Raw genomic sequence first — 17,983 nt, 5'->3', positions numbered from 1 at the left:
CCCCGCCCACTCCCCCACCCCCCCCCCCCACACCCCCCCCACCCCCCACCCCCCCCCGCCGCGTCCCCTTACGACCCCCCACCCGGCTGCTGCATCATCTAAGACGCGTACGTCAGTTGGTGACTCCGCGACGACGCTGCTTCAGGAGGTCGAGCCGCTCATTGAGCAGCACCTCGAGCTCGTCTTCGCTTCGGCGCTCGAGCAACATGTCCCAGTGCGTGCGCGGAGGCTTGACCTTCTTCTCCTCGGGCTCTGCACCCTCGAGGATCGTGCCTTCCATACCGTTCTTGCACGGCCACTTCGACGGAACCTCGGCGTCGTCGGCGAAGGGGACGTCGAAGATTTCTCCGTTGTCGGTCCGGTACTGGACGATTCGTCGCGGAGCGAGATCGTGATCACGATCGGTCTCATAGCTCACCGCGCCGAGGCGGCTGCCCCGAAGTACTCGATCTGCCATTTGGCGGTGTCCTCTCGTTTCTCGAGCGCTGTCGAACGCTCAACACTCCTATTCTACGCGCCGACCGCGTCACTTCCGCATCACCGGCGACACGCAGCCCCGAGCCGCCGAACAAACCTCGACGATGAGACTTGGGTACGGTCATCAACGTGGAGCACACGACGAGCGGTACAACCCGATCGCGGCGGCGCCCCTACGCATGCGCCTGGTGCGGCCAGTCGATGGTCGACTCCGAGCACGGACGTCGGCGCAAGTATTGCAAGCGGTCGTGCCGTCAACGCGCCTACGAACAAAGAGCGCTCACGGAGGGCACTTCTATTCCCTCCGACGCCGTGATTCTGACTCAGGCAGAGGTGAGCGACTTCGGCGACCGCCTCTTCGCCCTGCGCTGCGCTGCGGAGGATCTCGCGACAGCGGTGGGCGAGAACGCTGACACGAGCACTGTTGCCGAGCTCGCGGCAGAAGTCGTGACGCTCGCCAAGGACGCCGAGCGACTCCGTTGATAGGGCGCATCTTCGGGCTGTCGATCGTCGTCACCGCCCTCGCGCTCGTCGTCGCGTTCTTCTACGGGGGATGGGAGGCGGTGGCCCTCGCCGCGATACTCGGTGTTCTCGAGATCTCGCTGTCCTTCGACAACGCAGTCATCAACGCCACCGTGCTGGAACGGATGAGTGCGTTCTGGCAGCGCATGTTCCTCACCGTTGGCATGATCATCGCCGTTTTCGGGATGCGCCTGCTCTTCCCACTCATGATCGTCTGGGTGACGGCCGGGCTCAATCCTGTCGAAGCGTTCCGGCTTGCGATGAACCCACCGCCCGACGATGCCGACCACTTCGCCGACGGAAGCCCGAGCTACGAAACGATTCTCACCGACGCACACCCGCAGATCGCAGCATTCGGTGGGATGTTCCTGTTCATGCTCTTTCTCAACTTCGTCCTGAGCAATCGCGATCTGACGTGGTTGACGTGGCTGGAGCGTCCGATGTCGAAGATCGGACGGCTCAGTGCCCTCCCGGTCGTCCTCGCCTCCGTGACCCTGGTTCTGGTCGCAGAGTTCCTCGCTTCCGACGCGATCCGCTCGACAGTCCTCATCGCCGGAATTCTCGGCATGGTCACCTACCTCATGGTCGACGGCTTGAGCGCACTTTTCCAGTCCGATCCCGACCTGCACGAGGGTGGTCCGTCCGCCGGAGCGAAAGCGACCGGGAAAGCGGGATTCTTCCTGTTCCTCTATCTCGAAGTCCTCGACGCATCGTTCTCGTTCGATGGCGTCATCGGCGCGTTCGCCATCACCGCGGATCCGATCATCATCGCCTTGGGCCTCGGGTTCATCGGCGCGCTGTTCGTTCGGTCGATCACGATCTACCTGGTCCGCACCGGAACGCTGGCCTCGTATCGCTACCTCGAGCATGGCGCTCACTGGGCTATCGGTGCACTCGCCGTGATCCTGCTGCTCAGCATCGAGTTCCACATCAACGACATCGTGACCGGACTCATCGGTGTGGTGTTCATCAGCGCCGCACTGTTCAGCAGCGTGGTAGCGAACCGCCGCGACCAGCAGCGTGCACGTGCCGGCGGTCGCTGACTACTTCTTGTGCTTTTTCTGATCGGCACCGGTCGTCTGATTGAGCTTCTTACCTCGTCGCCGATACATGACGACGAAGATGCTCAGCAGAATCGCGACCAGCACGGCGATGATCACGCCCCAGGCGCTTGCCGCGCGAAATCCCGGTGCCCGCACGTTGAGGATCTGCTTGCCCACGTGTGCTGCATTGTTGTCGCCGAGCTGAATACTCAGTGTCAGCAGATTCGGGATCGCGACCACAACGCCGATCACCACACAGAGGATCGAGACGACGTTCTTCATCCGACCCCTGAACGCCACCGCGAGAACGAGCAACGATATGGGGATAAACGTGCAAACGAACCCGATCGACAGGCCACTGCCCATTCCCCGTCCCATCGAACCGTCGACGTTGCGACCGATCTGCTCTGCCCACCAGCGCGGCAGGAACGCCGCGAGAATGAAATAGATGATCACCGCGATTGCGACGGCGATCGCGACGAAGAGGAACTTCCGTGCTCCCTTGGCGAGTCGCTCGGAGAATGTCGGCTGAGTTTCCGCCGACGTCGAACTGACGGTCACGTCCTTGTCGGGACCCGGTTCGGGTGTCGACGAGACAGAAGCCTTGTTTGCCGAGTGCTCAGCCATGATTCTCAGCATAGGTCGACGACCCTTGGATCCGAGGCGCACTCGAACCTCTGGCGCGTCCGATGATAACTCGTTACCTTGCGGTGGCCCAGAGTTTTTGCGCCGCATGGCCAAATGGGTATCCATCGCGCCGGGCCGAGTGTACAAAGGACGTTAACAGCGGTGGGCTCGCTTTCCAGACCAGGGACGACGGACATTCGCCGGGGCCCGTTCCACATCCACCACATCCAATGATCGACACAGGTCACAGCACAAAGAGTGAGTACTTTATGGATCCGACTCAGCGTCAGATGCTCGACTTCGAGCAGAGCTGGTACGCACTCGGTGGGGGTTCGTCGCGCGAGATCAGCTCGCAGTTCGGACTGTCCGACCGCGACTTCTTCACACAGGTCCAGCACCTGCTGAACGCCGAACCACCGGTTACCCTTTCGAAGGGTCAACTTGCTCGGATGCGCGAGGTGGTCCGCAGCAGGATCTGGATGGCACGCTGAGGTTGACGGCCGCAACGCGGTCGTGGTGTCACGTCCGACGAGAGGAGTTGTGGTGCCGCCGTTCGCCGACGACGAACTCGACGAGTTCTATCGGCGTATCGAGGCGGGCACCGCGCACTCTGGGCACAGGCGCTCGTCGCCCTCTCGGTCGTCCCAGACACGTTCTTCGCAGAGTGGGTCGTCTCCCACGGCGGCCTGTCCGACACCGGAGAAGGACGCCTACCGTGACGTGCACGAGGTCGACGCCGCGGTGACCCGGATCCGTGCGGCCGGACGTTCGGGCCCGACGCTGCGTTCCTATGAATGTGTCTGCGGCTCTTGGCATCTCACTAGCAGGGCAGTGGAGATTCCGGACAAGCGGCGCAGGCGTAAACGCTCGTGACCGTAGTCGAATTGGCTGTTGACGATCTCACCGCGACCATCGACGCATACCGACGTCTTCTCGCGCGCGACGACAGCGCAGACGAGTACGCCACGTCGAACGCGACGCTGCGATTCGACCGCAGTCAGCTCGGGCACCGCGTGTTGTTCGACGTCGCAAACGCGTCGTCGTGGCAGACACTGCTGGAACGACGGGGACTCGACGCCCACCACCGCGAAACCGCAACAATCCACGTCGATGGACTTCCGGTCGGGGTGACCGAGTACCGCAAACCCCGGCCCCACGCGACGCTCAGCGCGGGCGACATCTCCGGCATCGACCATCTCGTGTTCCAGGCTGCCGGCCGTGACCACGCGGTGGCGCTGTTCGGTTCCACTCTCGGCCTCGACTTTCGTCTCGACAGGCACGTCGACGAGGGACTGCGCCAATTGTTCTTCCGCGCAGACGACCTCATCGTCGAAGTCCTTGTCACCCCCAACGGTCTCGAAACGACCGGACGCAACCTGCTGGCCCCGCCGATCGCACTGTGGGGGATCGCTTGGGCGACAACCGATATCGAAGCATCACAGACGCGGCTGGCTAGTGCGGGGTTTACGGTCTCGCAGGTTCGCACCGGCCGCAAACCCGATACCCGGGTGGCAACAGTGCGGTCTCCGGCTCTCGCCACCCGGACCTTGATCATCGAACCTGCTCGATCAGTCACAGCGAAGGAGACGTCGTGAACCAGACGAGCCAGTCCGACGGGCCCAACCGGTTTCAGCGGGTGGCAGGCGCGGTCAACAGGACGGTCGTCCTCCCACTCCTGCGCATCCCCGGACTCGACGGCCTGCTCGGCCGTGCATTCACCACTGTGTCGTACACGGGCCGCAAGTCCGGTAAGCACGTCACCTTTCCGGTGAACTATGTGCGATCGGGCGACACGGTCACGATCGGCGTCGCCATGCCCGACCGAAAGACGTGGTGGCGCAACTTCACCGGCGACGGCGCACCGATCAGCGTGACCCTCGACGGCGAGAACCGGACGGGTCACGCCGTCGCATCGAAGGACAGCAAGGGATCGGTGCGGGTCAGAGTCACTCTCGACCACGACGCTGCGCACTGACAAAGCCCCGCCGCACGCCACCGCTCCGCCGCACGCCACCGTAGATGCCGCGCCGCACACGATCAGCGGCTGCAGTACCGTGTCGACGGTCCATCGTGGGAATCGGAAGCGGATTCCGTTGGGGGAGAACACGTCCAACCCGTCGTCGCTGGGCCCGAACACCGACCCCCACCGGTGCTGCGCCGGATGGTATCGGCGAGTCCCGCGGCCGTCGAGGTAGGCGAGGACGTTGCGCGCCACCAGGCGGTCGGCGCGGTTGCGAGCCGAGCCGCGCAGCGGATCGGTGTCGGCGACATCCCCTACGGCGAACACGCCCCGGTATCCGGGCACGCCGAGATCATCGTCGACGCGAACGAACCCGCGGTCCGTCAGCATGTCCGAGGGGAGCCACGTCGTGTTCGGTGATACCCGACCGACCGCCCAGATGATCGCGTCCGCGTCGACTGCCGCTTGTCCGGTGCTCCAGTGGATCGACCCGGCGCCGATGGCTCCGAGCTCGGTATCGGGTGGTAGCACCGCCCGATGTCCGCCCTGTCGGTCGACGCCCGACGACTCCAGTCGTCGTGAGACCTTTCGGCGTGTGCGGTCGTGGTGTCGGGGGAGTGGTAGATCGCCGGGATGGTAGAGCGCGACACGCTTCTCCGGCCAGCGTCGACGCAGTTGGGCGGCCGAACTGCACGCCGCTGCTCCGCCGCCGACGACCGCGATCGACTGCGCGTGGGCCAGGCGGCCGTGCACGTTGTGCAGCGCGGTGTCGACGTCGTCGCTGTCCGCGAGCACCGGCTGGCGCCAGAATCCGTTGGCGACACCTGTCGCGATGACGAGCGCGTCGTAGGTGATCTCTTCGACCGGACCAGGTGGTGTGCGCAGTCGAAGCGTTCGCCAGTCGGGGTCGAGATCGAGGATCTGCCCGTGGCGGATGTCGACGGGATCGAGTCGACGCATCCGCTCGAACTCGACACGGTAGTCGCGCGCCCACCGGTCCGGGTAGGCGATCCGCAGTCCTACCTCCTGCCCGCTGACCAGTGCGGGCCGCAGCGAGACTGCGACGACGCTGCTTCGGCGCGCGAGGTGCATCGCGGTGAGCACACCGGAATCACCCATGCCTGCGACCACGACGCGCCGAGTTGTGCGGTTGTGAGAATGTGGCGCTGCTGAACTCACCCGCTTCGCCTCGCGCCGTGGCTGGTTCGGGAGCTGGGCCGGGGCACCGGCAGAAACTTGGGCACACGCGCGATGACGTCGGCGTAGGCCGGGCGCCGTTCAAGACTGCGCTCTTCCATCATCGGAATGCTCGCCCCGAGGAACATGGCCAACATCGCGCCCGCACCGATCCACAACCACCATGCGTCAGCAGGGGCTGCGGCGATACCGAACAGCAGGATCGACACCCAGAACAAGAACTCGCCGAGGTAGTTCGGGTGCCGCGACCACGCCCAGAGGCCGATGTCGACGGTCTGACCGGGCTCGCTCGACTGGCGGAACAGTCGCAACTGTCGGTCGGCGACCGATTCCAGGGTGATTGCTGCGAGTCCGACGACGAACGCGATGACGCTCAACCACATCAGCCCGGCGTCGGCTCGGGTGAGCGCGACGTACGCCGGGATCATCGCGAGGAAGACTTGCAACGTAGGGATGAGGTGAATGGCGAAGAGGTCGGCGAGGAAGGAGAACTTTCCGGCACGTCCCCGCAGCAGCTCGTAACGCCAATCCTCGTGGACCAGCCCGGGAAACGACCTGACCCAGTTCTCCGTCAGCCGCACGGCCCAGACCACGAGAACGACGCCGAGGAGGGCGCACCGCCACTTCGCTTGGGAGCCACCATGTATGGCATCGCCCTCGACCCACCAGAACAGGGCGAGAAATACCGGGATGACACTCCAGTAGGCGTCGTAGCAACTCGAATTTCCGACCGACCGACTCACCGCGAAGATGACGAGCGTGGCGAGTATGTCGGCAATGAGCGTGTCCGCCCACAGTTGTCCGACGCTAGGTCCCCATGTCAGCCACAGCAGCGCAACCACCAGGGCAACGATGTACGCGGCGGTGATCACCACCAACGACGCTCGTCTCCCCATAGAGGGATGGTGTCAGGCGACGCTCCACTTCGCGGCGTTTTGGCCGCGCCCGGGCGGCAGTGCGCGTCGGGGTCTCAGGTGCTCGAGAAGCCAACGGTAGACAGCGTCGTCGTTGAGCAGGGTGAAATGGCTGGCCCCACCCAGATGCAGCCCGTGGTCGATATCGAATCCGACGCTGCGAGCACGACTTTCACCACGACCGCTGGGCGTCAGAACCAACCCGTCACCGATCAGCCTGCCGAGCGGATGGTTGGGATCGCGCGTCAGCGATGCGGTGACGAACAGGTGCCGCGCGTGCGGTAGCAGCGGTATCGCGGCGGCGGGATTCTGCCGGAAGGCGTCCGGGTCCCGGCCACTCCAGTCGTCGTCGACAAGGGTTCCGTGGAAGAGATCGCGCACGCCCGCGCTGCGTCGTGCGAGAAGGTTTCCGAACGGGGCGGTGACCGAAACGGACCGCAGCGCCCCTGTTGCGAAATGCACGGTACGAGCCAGCGGAGCTCCGAAATGCGGCGTTCCGAGACCGACTGTCTCCGTGACCAATCCGCACCAATAGGCGTTCTCGGTGGCAGCGCTGTGGCATGCACTTCGGATAATCAACCCGCCCATCGAGTGCCCGACGAGGGTCAGTCGCGTCACGGGCACCGGCCACTGGAGCGTCAGATCGTTGAGTAGCACAGCGAGTTCGCGCCCGTTGTCGCTGATATGGCGTCCGGTGTTGAAACGCAGCCGCACCTCGGTCGCGTCGATGTCGGCGGCGAGCCGCTCACCGTAGGTCGGACGACGACCTCTGCACCACGCAAACTCGGACTCCATGAGTCCGTGCAGAAATACGACGACGTGCCCCCTGGCCTCAGGGAAAGCCGCACGGAGCGCTTCGGCCTCGACCGCCACAGTCGCACCACCGACCCGGATCGACATCGGCTGCGCCAACGGCGACCGCTGATCGGCGAGCGAGTCGCCGATGAGTCCATCGAGAACGGCGACAACCTGTGCGCCGCGCGAGCCTTCCGATGGAGAATGGCGCGGCTCGGGGAGCACGGCACCCACCTCAGAAATGGCATCCAGCACGGCGGAGACCGAATTGTAGGTCGTGTCAGCCACCGCGTCGTGAAGCAGATGAGCCGATCGACTCGACGAGCCGCCGAGTCGATCGGTCACCGCGAACACACGATCGGTTACCGCGTGATGCACTTTCGCAACGCCGCGAATGGCGCCGGCGAGTTCACTGCACCCCAGCTGCGCCAGCGCCGCCAGTTCGTTCGGCGCGATGTTGTCGGTCACGACAAACAGAGTACAACTGTTCACTCACTTTCGGGAGCTGTTGCCGCAATCGCATCCCCGACCACGAATCGACTGACTACGCATCGACGGTCTCGCGGTAGCCGAACTCGACGACATCCACATCTGCGACGTGCCGACGCCGCTCGCGCGCGAGTCCCAGGCCGTAGAGGACCAGACCTCCGAGAAGCCAGCAGCCGAGCACGATGAGCGGGTGTGCGATGGCATTGCCGTGGAAGAACACCACATCTCGCAGCAGCGATCCCGTTGCGCCCGGCGGCAGGAGCTGGCCGATCGCACCCCACGGAGTGGGTAGCAGTTCGGGGGCGCTCGAGAGTCCCGACAGTGGGTTCCCCAGGAGGATCAGTGCAATGGCCGCTATGACCAGACCCGCGCCCCCGAGCGCTTCGCGAAGTCCGAGTACCGCAAAGCAGGTGGCCGCGATACCGAGCATGGCCGCCAGCGATGTCAGCCAGTAGTTCCCGTCGAACGTGCCGACCAGGAACTGCAGAATCGCGATCAGCGCGAAGCCACCGACGACCGACACGCCCAGCGCCGCGATCATCCGACCACCCGCCGAGCTGATCACGAGCATGATCACCATCGCACTGATCCAGCCGCCGAGCGCCAGGGGGAGCGCACCGGCCGCCAATCCGGCACCGCGCGGATCCTTGGACGGAAAGCTACGCACGTCGACGACGCGAGTCTGTGCGTGAGTGGCGTCGGCGACCCGTTGTCCCATTGTCTCGATCATCGTTGCCACGGTGGGACTCGCCGCGCTGGCGATCAGCACGGTCAGGTCCGCTCCGGGCTTGACGACCAACGCGCCGTAGATCGCGCGCGTCTCTATCGCGTCGCGCGCGGCCGCCTCGCCGGAGTACGTCGTCACATCGAACGAGTCGCCGGTCAGGCGATCGACCTGACCGATCACCTGCTCAGACCCGACGACCCCGATCGGAACGTGATGGGGGGCCGACCGCGCAGCGGGAAGCGCGAACATCGTGACCATCACCGACAACAGAACCGCGGTGCCGATGACGACGGCCAACACTTTCACGACCGGCGGTGGTCCCTTTTTCGCCTGGACGTGTGCAGCGATGTCGGTGCGGGTCGTCGCACCAGACGTCGTCGTGGGCTCGTCGGCACTCATCGCGCCTCCTTCAAATTAGATACGGTACGTTTCTTAGGAGAGTAGAACGATCGGATAAGATACGCAACGTGTCGAAAGGATTGGGTGTGACCAGACGTCGCCGTGGCACAGAACTCGAAGCAGACATCCTTGAAGCCGTCCGAGCCGAGATCGCCGAACGCGGATACGCCGCGCTCACCTACGAGGGGATCGCGGCCGCCGCCGGAACAAGCAAGACCGTCCTGTATCGACGCTGGGACACGAAGGTCGAGATGGCGATGGCGGCGATGGTCGACGTCGCCCGCGAGGTTCTGACTGTCCCGGACACCGGATCGCTCGCAGGCGACCTACAGGCGATCCTTGCCCGAATGCGGGTGAGGCTGGCCGAGCTGGGCCCCCGGACGATCCGCTCGCTGCTCGCCGACTTGCCCGAGGGTTCCACCAATGCGGTCATCGGACTGATCACCAGCCACGTCGACGACGTGATGGCTCCTGTGCTCGAACGCGCTCGCGCACGTGGCGAACTCGGACCGCACCCGCTTCCGCCCCGCGCCGCAACGCTGCCCTTCGATCTCGCCCGACACGAGATCTTCATCACCGGCGGCATGTCGGAGGAGACCATCGACGAGATCATCTCGGTGTGCGTCGTCCCGCTCTGGACGACGCTGACCAACACTTGCGAGTCCAGTGCTCCCGAGACCAATACTCTCGAGTCCGATACCCCCCAGACCAACACGCATGAGACCAACACGCACGAGACCGACCGCAACATCACGTCGTCGAGAGGGATGACCCAGACATGAGTTCGTCAGCACCGCCGGCCGCCGATCGTCACGACGAGATCCGCGTCGTCGGCGCGCGAGTCAACAATCTGAACGACGTGACCGTCGTCCTTCCCAAACGACGACTCACCGTCTTCACCGGCGTCTCCGGATCCGGCAAGAGCTCGCTCGTGTTCGGCACGGTGGCCGCAGAGTCGCAACGGCTGATCAACGAGACCTACAGCGCATTCGTTCAGGGATTCATGCCGTCGCTGAATCGGCCGGATGTCGACGTCCTCGACGGCTTGACGACGGCGATCATCGTCGACCAGGAGCGTCTCGGTACCGACCCGCGTTCCACTGTGGGAACGGCGACGGACGCGAACGCGATGCTCCGCATCCTCTTCAGCCGACTCGCGACGCCACACATCGGTTCGGCACAGGCTTACTCGTTCAATGTGGCGTCCGTCAGCGGCGGGGGTGCCGTAACGATGGAGAAGGCGGGCCGAAAGGTCAAGGAGCGGCGCACTTTCGAGGTCGTCGGCGGAATGTGCCCTCGGTGTGAGGGTAGGGGATCGATCTCGGATTTCGACCTGACAGCGCTGTACGACGCCTCCAAATCCATCAATGACGGCGCGATCACCGTCCCCGGCTACAGCATGGACGGATGGTACGGCCGCATCTTCCGCGGCTGTGGCTTCTTCGATCCCGATACACCGATCGAGAAGTTCACCACGCGTCAACTCGACGCTCTGCTCTACAAGGAACCGACACGGATCAGGATCGACGGTATCAACGTCACCTACGAGGGCCTCATCACCAAGATCGGAAAGTCGTTCCTGGCCAAGGACAAAGACGCGCTCCAGCCCCACATCCGCGCGTTCGTCGACAGGGCGATCACCTTCTCGGTCTGTCCGGACTGCCAGGGGACACGACTGTCAGAGAAGGCACGCAGCTCGACGATCGGTGGCGTCAGCATCGCCGACGCGTGCGCGATGCAGATCACCGATCTCGCCGACTGGGTCGGCTCGCTGGACGAACCGACACTCGCACCGCTGCTCGAATCCCTGCGCGCCACACTCGACTCATTCGTCGACATCGGTCTTGGGTATCTATCGCTCGACCGCCCGTCGGGGACGCTATCGGGCGGAGAAGCCCAGCGCACCAAGATGATTCGCCATCTCGGCTCGGCGCTGACCGACATCACCTACGTCTTCGACGAACCGACGGTCGGGTTGCATCCACACGACATCGACCGCATGAACCGGCTTCTCCTGCAATTGCGCGACAAGGGCAACACGGTCCTGGTCGTCGAACACAAACCCGAGGTGATCGCCATCGCCGACCACGTCGTCGACCTCGGACCACGCGCGGGTACCGGCGGCGGCAACGTCGTCTTCGAAGGCTCGGTGGACGGCCTGCGCGCAAGTGACACGCTGACCGGACGCCACCTCGACGACCGCGCCACCCTGAAGACGCAGGTGCGGGAACCCAACGGAGCGTTAGAGATCCGCGCAGCGAGTTCGCATAACCTGAAGGACGTCGACGTCGACTTCCCACTCGGCGTCCTGTGTGTGGTCACGGGCGTAGCCGGCTCCGGGAAGAGCTCTCTTGTCGACGGATCGCTGTCGGGCCGCGACGACGTGATCACCGTCGATCAATCCGCGATCAAGGGTTCGCGGCGTAGCAGCCCGGCCACGTACACCGGCCTCCTCGAGCCGATCCGAAAGGCATTCGCAAAGGCAAACGGAGTGAAACCTGCGCTGTTCAGCGCGAATTCGGAGGGTGCGTGTCCGAACTGTAAGGGCGCGGGCGTCATCTACACCGATCTCGCGATCATGGCCGGGGTCGCCGTCACCTGCGAGGTGTGCGAGGGCAAGCGATTCCAACCAGAAGTGCTCGACTACTTGTTCGGCGGACGGGACATCTCCGAGGTCCTCCACATGTCGGTCGACGCGGCACTCGAGTTCTTCTCCGCGGGTGAGTCGAAAGTCGCTGCCGCGCAGAAGATCCTGAAGCGGCTAGCCAACGTCGGACTCGGCTACCTGACGATAGGGCAACCGCTCACGACGCTCTCCGGCGGAGAACGACAACGGCTCAAACTTGCGACGCACCTCGGCGACAAGGGCGGGATCTTCGTTCTGGACGAGCCGACGTCGGGCCTGCATCTTGCCGACGTCGAGCAACTCCTCGGACTACTCGACAGCCTTGTCGACGGTGGCAGATCGGTGATCGTGATCGAGCATCACCAGGCGGTGATGGCGCATGCCGATTGGATCGTCGACCTCGGTCCCGGCGCCGGTCACGACGGTGGCCGAGTGGTGTTCGAGGGCACCCCGGCCGATCTCGTCTCAGCAGGTTCGACACTGACGGCACAGCATCTCGCCGACTATGTGAAGAACTGAACCCACACGAGCGCGGCGATTCGAAGTCTCAGCATCTCAGCCGCCCCGTACTCACCCGCCCTGTATCTCACCCGACCTGGGCGTCGTTGACGACGCCCGCCAACGAGTCGCGGTCGGCGACGTCGAGCTTGATGCAGGCGCGGTAGATGTGACCCTCGACAGTTCGAACCGAGACGGTCAGGCGTTCGGCGATTTCGCGATTGGTCAGGCCGCGACCGATGAGAACCGCGATCTCGCGCTCCCTAGCCGTGATCGGCAGCGGTCGTGCCGTCGCCCGGATCGCGGGCGTTGTCGCTCCATCGCACGCTTTCGACAACGCGAGGACTCTGGCTGAGCAGGCCGTGGCGTCTCCGCGTCTTTTCGCACGGTCGTACAACTGTGCCGCCTGTGCCGCGGCATCGGCCGCCGACAGCAGGAGTCCGGCATCCTCGAAATCGTGTGAGGCCGCGGCCAATTCATCTGGATCGCTCGCAGCGAGGGCCGCTGCGTGCCGTGCGTAGACGTGGCCCAGGTCTCCCTGGATGAGTGTCGCGAGCTCCGCGAGACGCGGAGCTGTGGTCTTGTCGCCGAAACGAGTCGCGTGGTGAAGGGACTCGGCCTCGAGTGCGAGTTGGCCGGAGTCGTGAGCGATCGCGGCCGCGTCATGCGCGTGGTCGATCGCCGCGCGTTCGGCGCCCTGCGCCGCAGAGATCCAGGCTTGCGCGAGCACCCTCTGCGAGTCGTGGATCGCCAGGTGCGGGCCGCGGTGCTCATCTGCGTCCCGGAGTACCCGTTCGGCTTCGTCGACGTCGTTGAGCGCCGCGTACGCCCGTACCAGAATCAACCGGCCGGGCAGGCGCCACGGGAGTGGTTGTTTGGCGTTGAGAGCGGCCAGTGCCTGTTCGAACTCGCTGATCGCCTCACGAAACGAACCGCTGTACGTCGCCGCAACACCTGCCGCGATCTTGGCGATCGCCCATCCGAGGAACTGACCCGAGGAGGAGAACTGCGTGTACTCGGTGGCGCGGTTTCGAGCCTCCTTGAGGTCGCCGACCATCGTGAGCGCCAGGACGTCGCAGTAACGGACCATGACGCTGATCATCCCGTCCGTCGCCTTCTTCTTCGCACGGGTGCGCTCGGCGTAGGGGGCGTAGTCACGTCCACGCCCGGCGATGGACATGGCCAGCCCCGCACCGAAGGCTGCGAAGTCGATCGCCTGCGAGGGTGCGTTGGAACTTTCGAGGACGTGCTCGGCGAGCGCGATTCCCTCGTCGATCCGGTTCTCGTGGACGGCCATCGCCGCGGCAACCGCGTCGACGACGAGTCGTAACGTCGGATGCTCGACCTTCTCGTTGAGCAGTTCGAGCATGCGATGACTTTCGTCGACATCGCCGAGCATCCAGAAGATCAGGCTCATGCGCGATACCGCCCACACCACGAGCTCGAACTCGTTGAACGACTCGGGGTCGAACTCGGTGAAGACGGCGTCGGCTTCGACGACCCGCCCCTGCCACATGATCGCGCGGGACAGCAGCTCTCCGGCGGTCAGACTGCCGTCGTGTTCGTAGGCGACGCGGGCCAGACGCTCGCCGAGCGGGAGATTCGCCAGGAAGATCGCATCTTTCGCCGCAGCGATCAGCAGGCTCGTGTCGACGTCGCGATGTGCGTCGACGCTCAACTGTGCGAGCCGGATGCGCTCGGCAGCGGTATCGGTTGCGTGGTCGCGCAACGCGTCGACGAGTTCGGCGCGCAGTCGTCGAGCCGCAATGGTGCTGATACGTCGGCGAACCACGTCACCGTAGAGCGGGTGGGCGAACCGGACATTGGTCGTGTTGCCGTCGCGAGTGGTCTTGATCAGTCCGATGGTCTCGGCCTCGTCGACGGGCTCCTCGCCGACCAGCCCGATCAGGAGGTCGATGTCGATGGGCTCGTAGAGCGACAACACCTTGAGCGCATCGACAACTTGCGGCCCCGCACGGTCGAGACGGTCGTCGAGCAATGCCACCAGGCCGGAGGGAACAGCCGTCGGGCCTCGCAGTTGCCAGACGCCAGACACCTCCGACAACGCATCGGATTCGATAGCGCCCTCGATCATGTTCCGCAGGAACAGCGGATTTCCGCCGGACGAGTCCCAGATGACGTCGGCGCTCAACCCCTCCAACGAGCCGCCGAGGACACGTTCGACCAGTTCAGCGCACTGCTCTTTGGTGAGGTTCTGCAGTTCGAGCCGGTGGAGGTAGCCGTCCTTCCACAGCGAGGTCACCGCATCAGGCACCGGTTCTCCTGTACGCACCGTCGCGATGATGCGGGCGCTGCGATCAATGGCGATCTGGTGCAGCAGCGTCGCCGAGAGCTGATCGAGCATGTGAGCGTCGTCGATTCCGATGACCGTCCCCGGTTCAGCGACGAGCGTCTCGCGCGCGGAGACCAGCGCCGCGATCGGGTCGCGCGACGCGGTGGGAGCGACCCACGGCGCGAAGGCGCCCAGGGGGATGGCGCGCGACGACTCCGTACACGCCGCCCAGCGGACAGACCTACCGAGAGAATCGGTGACCATCCTGGCGAGCGTGGTCTTGCCGACACCCGCGGGTCCGACCACCACCACTCCACAGCGATCCCCAGATCGCAAGAGCGCGGAGCGGATGAACTGTTGCTCGGCGGGCCGGCCGAGGAGTTGCCAGCGCCCTTCCATGGTTGAGCAGTATAGGGCGATTTGCCAGAAATTGAGTCGTGAAGGTTCGAGTAAGGAAACTCACTCGGGGAGGTCGGCCTCACTCGTCGGCTCGCACATCGGAGCATTGTTCTTCTGATGTCGGAATCGACTCGACGCGTCGTACACGTCGCGTTTGAGGCGATTAATGGATCCGAGCGGGGTATGCGCCTTCAGTCCGCGCCAGGAATTGAACGAGAGGACGTCGTCACCGTATGCGCGTCGCGCAGGCGTGTAGGGATCCTGAGTCAGAAATCTGATCGTCGCAACGGTTCGATGCGGCGACTCTTCTTCTGACCATGGTCGCGTGGCATCGTCAATCGGCATTCGGTCGATATTCGTACACAGTTGCACGCGCAGTTCATACTCAGCCGTGTGCGAGCCGAAGAAATCGACCGTCATGTCCTGAAGCGCGTTAACGCCACGATAGTCAGGCGTCGGCTGGCCTGCCAGCGCGCACACCTCAGCGGACGAGGGCGCGTACAATATTTTCGCGACATGTTTTCCGTAGCGCAGCGGAGCCGACGTATAGAAGGTGTCGCCGAGAATGTGTGTGTTCTCCTTGATGAAAACCCGCAACGTCTCCGGAAGCGGATGCCCGATCTTGGTCAGAATCCGGGAGTCGAGCGCCGCCAACAACCGCTCGCCGCACCCGAGGACGGGATCGGAGACTCGGGCGAGCAGCACTGCGGTCGGCATACCCTTGGTGAGATAGTCCTTCGCATTCGCGAACAAGAACTCTCGATGGGTCACCATGATGAAGTCCTGGGTGACGGCGGTGTCGTCGGGTAATGCGCGCTCGGCGGTCGGATCGACGCCGATGACCTTGATGCCGAGGCCGCGGACGCCTCTCATCTGGTCGGTACGGATGGCTCCCGACGTGCTCGACAAGCGAGCGATGATCGGGTACGTCCGTGGTTCCGCGAACAATCCCTGGGCGAGCTCTTCTGGCAGATCGGCGTGAACTTCGAGTTGACCGCGTAGTACGGCGTGGGTCTTGGCGTGGGCGTCCCGGACGCCGCGCTTGTACTTGGCGTAGGCGTGCTCGTTGTTCGTGCGCAGGATCTGCACCATCTTCGCCACCACTTCCGCCTCGCCAGGCGGGGTGTCCTCCATCTCTGGCTCCCACAACACGTATTCACGGCTCATTGTCAGAGTCCTTTCGGCGCGTCAGGTCGAGGGCCACGGTGCGAATGGGTTGGTGACCTTTGTGAGCACCGGGGTGAGCGTGGGGAAGTGGCGGAGCAGAACAGTGCGCATCGTGTTGTCGCGGATCCACGCCATCCCCGCTTCGGTGTAGACGTCTGGGGTGAAGTCTGTCGTCAGGAATCGATCAGCGGCGATCCTGCGTGATGCCATCAAGATGAAGACGCGAAAAGCGGTGTCGGAGAATCCGAAGCCTCGAGGTTTGCGTTCTGCGTAGAGACCGATCATCAGATCGACGTCGTCGATGTCGGGGTAGATCCGCTCGAGTTGCTTCGCCCACTCGGCATTGTCCGTCAGATCGCTGAAGCTCTTCGCGGGCCGGAGTCGGAAATGTCGCCGGAACTCGTTGTAGCGGGGGACTCCTCGTTCTCTGCTGCGCAGGACGTCAACGGTGGCGAGGTCGATCGCCTCGCCGGTCGGCCGCGCGAGGTCACGTAGAGCGGCCGGGAAGTTGTGAAGGGTCAATGCCCCGGGAAAGGCCCTGCCGAACGAATACAGCAGATCGTCCATCGACCAATCGGCCATTCGTTCATGCACGTGGTCGGCGAGAAGCTCGTCGAGCCGGTAGGAGCGGCGGGTCTGACCGGTGGCGAGACTGCGCACATCGAGCTGGTCGGGTAACAGCGGATGCATGCGGTAGACCGCGACGAACTCCTCGGTCAACGAGAAGGGAACCCCGTCGAGATCGGTTCTGCCACCTGGGATTCCGAAGAGGATCTCGTTGTCGACGAGTCGACCGAACTTCGTGGTGAAGTTCTCACCGAGTATTCCGTACCAATTCGCATGCATGCCCGTCACGGTTGTGGGGTGCGCGATGATCGCAGGCGTCCAGTCGACGGTGTGTATCTTGGCCATCAACGCCGAGTTGACCAGTCGCGCAACGTTGTACAGCCGATCTTGATCCCTCTCGAGGTCGGGGTATGCGACCGTCAGTCGTCGACATATCGCATTGTGTTCCCTCAGGAACAACGATTGCATCAGCGCGAGTCCCAGCCACGAATTCGCCTTGGGTCCGTTCGCATCCAGCAATTGCTCTGCCGCCAGGGTGGGGAGTCCGTCATCAGCGAGTTCGATGGTGGCAAGCAGATTGCCCTCGGCATCGTGGTCGCGGATCGCGACCGCGTACTCCTCCGTGTCGCCGTAGATCTGCGACGCGTCCCACCAATGGGTGTCTCGGTTCGCATATGTCGGCGGGACGTCGGCCGGCCCGTCGAGGGCGGGCGTGCGCGGAACCCGCATCGGCCGGGAGTGCGGCCACTGGTCGTCGGCGTCGATATCGATGAGCCACGGCTCCGAATCAGGTGAGGTGAGGTGACTCACCCAATCGTGGACCTGGAACTGGATCCACGCGGCCGCAAGCAGATTGAGAGTGTCTGCGGGCTGGAATTCGGTGCGCGCGAGCAGCTTCTCACTGACCACACGCGGGCTCGGTTCATGAAACCTCGCCCCGCGCTCGGGCCAGGTCGCCTCCAGCGGCACGTTACGTCCGAAACGGGCACCGACAGATCCCATATCGGGTTGGGCGAGGTTGTCGAAACGTCCGTCGATCGTGCGTTTGCAGTGGTCAGACGCCTTCAACGGCGGATCGAGCGGCGGGACGGGATCGGGATCGGTGTCGACGAGGTTCAGCGCGCGCAGCTGGCTGCGAATGCCGACCAGCACGGCCAACGCCAGCGGTTTGGGCAAATGCGACCAACCGACCACCCGGTCGACGGTCTCCGCAGTCACAGCCAAGACCCGCTCAACGGTACTTCTCTGATCGACCACCGATTCCTCTTCCGTACCCGTGCCGA

15 protein-coding genes and 1 pseudogene are annotated in these 17,983 nt (G+C 64.2%); 7 read left to right on the top strand and 9 right to left on the bottom strand.

Annotated features, from left to right (window positions below):
- Positions 1-112: 112 nt before the first annotated feature.
- Entirely contained in the window at positions 113-457 is a 345-nt protein-coding gene (locus A5766_RS14150; RefSeq protein ID WP_064867565.1) for an RNA polymerase-binding protein RbpA, read from the bottom strand.
- A gap of 143 nt (positions 458-600) precedes the next feature.
- Here A5766_RS14150 and A5766_RS14145 point away from each other — a divergent pair, with 143 nt between their 5' ends.
- The gene (locus A5766_RS14145; RefSeq protein WP_197500835.1) at positions 601-960 is read left to right on the top strand and encodes a hypothetical protein; all 360 of its coding nucleotides are present in this window, start codon (positions 601-603) and stop codon (positions 958-960) included.
- The gene (locus A5766_RS14140) at positions 957-2,042 is read left to right on the top strand and encodes a DUF475 domain-containing protein (RefSeq protein WP_064905113.1); all 1,086 of its coding nucleotides are present in this window, start codon (positions 957-959) and stop codon (positions 2,040-2,042) included. The genes A5766_RS14145 and A5766_RS14140 overlap by 4 nt, the downstream gene beginning before the upstream one ends.
- Here the strand turns inward: A5766_RS14140 and A5766_RS14135 are convergent, their stop codons facing one another.
- Positions 2,043-2,669 (bottom strand): hypothetical protein, encoded by a 627-nt coding sequence (locus A5766_RS14135; protein ID WP_231894651.1) that lies wholly within the window; start codon positions 2,667-2,669, stop codon positions 2,043-2,045. It abuts the gene before it with no gap.
- A gap of 269 nt (positions 2,670-2,938) precedes the next feature.
- Between A5766_RS14135 and A5766_RS14130 the strand changes: the two genes are divergently transcribed.
- From A5766_RS14130 to A5766_RS14115, 3 genes are all read left to right on the top strand, one after another.
- Positions 2,939-3,160 carry a DUF3263 domain-containing protein gene (locus tag A5766_RS14130; RefSeq protein ID WP_064863990.1) on the top strand — a complete coding sequence of 74 codons (222 nt, stop codon included), beginning with the start codon at positions 2,939-2,941 and terminating at the stop codon, positions 3,158-3,160.
- 393 nt (positions 3,161-3,553) lie between these two features.
- Positions 3,554-4,264 (top strand): VOC family protein, encoded by a 711-nt coding sequence (locus tag A5766_RS14120; RefSeq protein ID WP_231894650.1) that lies wholly within the window; start codon positions 3,554-3,556, stop codon positions 4,262-4,264.
- A complete protein-coding gene (locus A5766_RS14115; RefSeq protein WP_082933767.1) occupies positions 4,261-4,644 on the top strand; it encodes a hypothetical protein in 384 nt (127 codons plus the stop codon). The genes A5766_RS14120 and A5766_RS14115 overlap by 4 nt, the downstream gene beginning before the upstream one ends.
- On the opposite strand, the pseudogene A5766_RS23920 reads toward A5766_RS14115, so the two are convergent.
- From A5766_RS23920 to A5766_RS14090, 4 genes and pseudogenes are all read right to left on the bottom strand, one after another.
- A pseudogene (locus A5766_RS23920) lies at positions 4,616-5,748 on the bottom strand (FAD-dependent oxidoreductase). The gene A5766_RS14115 and the pseudogene A5766_RS23920 overlap by 29 nt on opposite strands.
- A gap of 56 nt (positions 5,749-5,804) precedes the next feature.
- Positions 5,805-6,722 (bottom strand): DUF1295 domain-containing protein, encoded by a 918-nt coding sequence (locus A5766_RS14100; RefSeq protein ID WP_064905104.1) that lies wholly within the window; start codon positions 6,720-6,722, stop codon positions 5,805-5,807.
- Between the two features lie 12 nt (positions 6,723-6,734).
- Positions 6,735-8,003 (bottom strand): esterase/lipase family protein, encoded by a 1,269-nt coding sequence (locus A5766_RS14095; protein ID WP_231894649.1) that lies wholly within the window; start codon positions 8,001-8,003, stop codon positions 6,735-6,737.
- A 76-nt stretch (positions 8,004-8,079) separates the two neighbouring features.
- Complete coding sequence (locus A5766_RS14090; protein WP_082933768.1) at positions 8,080-9,150, bottom strand: hypothetical protein; 1,071 nt, start codon at positions 9,148-9,150, stop codon at positions 8,080-8,082.
- An 86-nt stretch (positions 9,151-9,236) separates the two neighbouring features.
- Between A5766_RS14090 and A5766_RS14085 the strand changes: the two genes are divergently transcribed.
- The gene (locus A5766_RS14085) at positions 9,237-9,932 is read left to right on the top strand and encodes a TetR/AcrR family transcriptional regulator (RefSeq protein ID WP_064863998.1); all 696 of its coding nucleotides are present in this window, start codon (positions 9,237-9,239) and stop codon (positions 9,930-9,932) included.
- On the top strand, positions 9,929-12,295 hold the full coding sequence (locus A5766_RS14080; RefSeq protein ID WP_064869329.1) for an ATP-binding cassette domain-containing protein: 2,367 nt from the start codon (positions 9,929-9,931) through the stop codon (positions 12,293-12,295). Before A5766_RS14085 ends, A5766_RS14080 begins: the two co-directional genes overlap by 4 nt.
- Positions 12,296-12,362: 67 nt before the next feature.
- Here A5766_RS14080 and A5766_RS14075 read toward each other — a convergent pair whose 3' ends face one another.
- Genes A5766_RS14075 through A5766_RS14065 form a run of 3 tightly spaced genes read right to left on the bottom strand, consistent with a single transcriptional unit; the run spans position 12,363 to position 17,957 of the window.
- Complete coding sequence (locus tag A5766_RS14075; protein WP_064864001.1) at positions 12,363-14,966, bottom strand: LuxR C-terminal-related transcriptional regulator; 2,604 nt, start codon at positions 14,964-14,966, stop codon at positions 12,363-12,365.
- A 60-nt stretch (positions 14,967-15,026) separates the two neighbouring features.
- Positions 15,027-16,133 carry a catalase family protein gene (locus A5766_RS14070; RefSeq protein ID WP_064869330.1) on the bottom strand — a complete coding sequence of 369 codons (1,107 nt, stop codon included), beginning with the start codon at positions 16,131-16,133 and terminating at the stop codon, positions 15,027-15,029.
- A gap of 21 nt (positions 16,134-16,154) precedes the next feature.
- A complete protein-coding gene (locus A5766_RS14065) occupies positions 16,155-17,957 on the bottom strand; it encodes a peroxidase family protein (RefSeq protein ID WP_064905102.1) in 1,803 nt (600 codons plus the stop codon).
- Between the last annotated feature and the right edge of the window lie 26 nt (positions 17,958-17,983).

Source organism: Gordonia sp. 852002-51296_SCH5728562-b (assembly GCF_001665475.1).
In the GTDB taxonomy this organism is placed as follows: Bacteria; Actinomycetota; Actinomycetes; order Mycobacteriales; family Mycobacteriaceae; genus Gordonia; species Gordonia sputi.
This window is presented reverse-complemented; position numbering and strand designations above follow the sequence as displayed.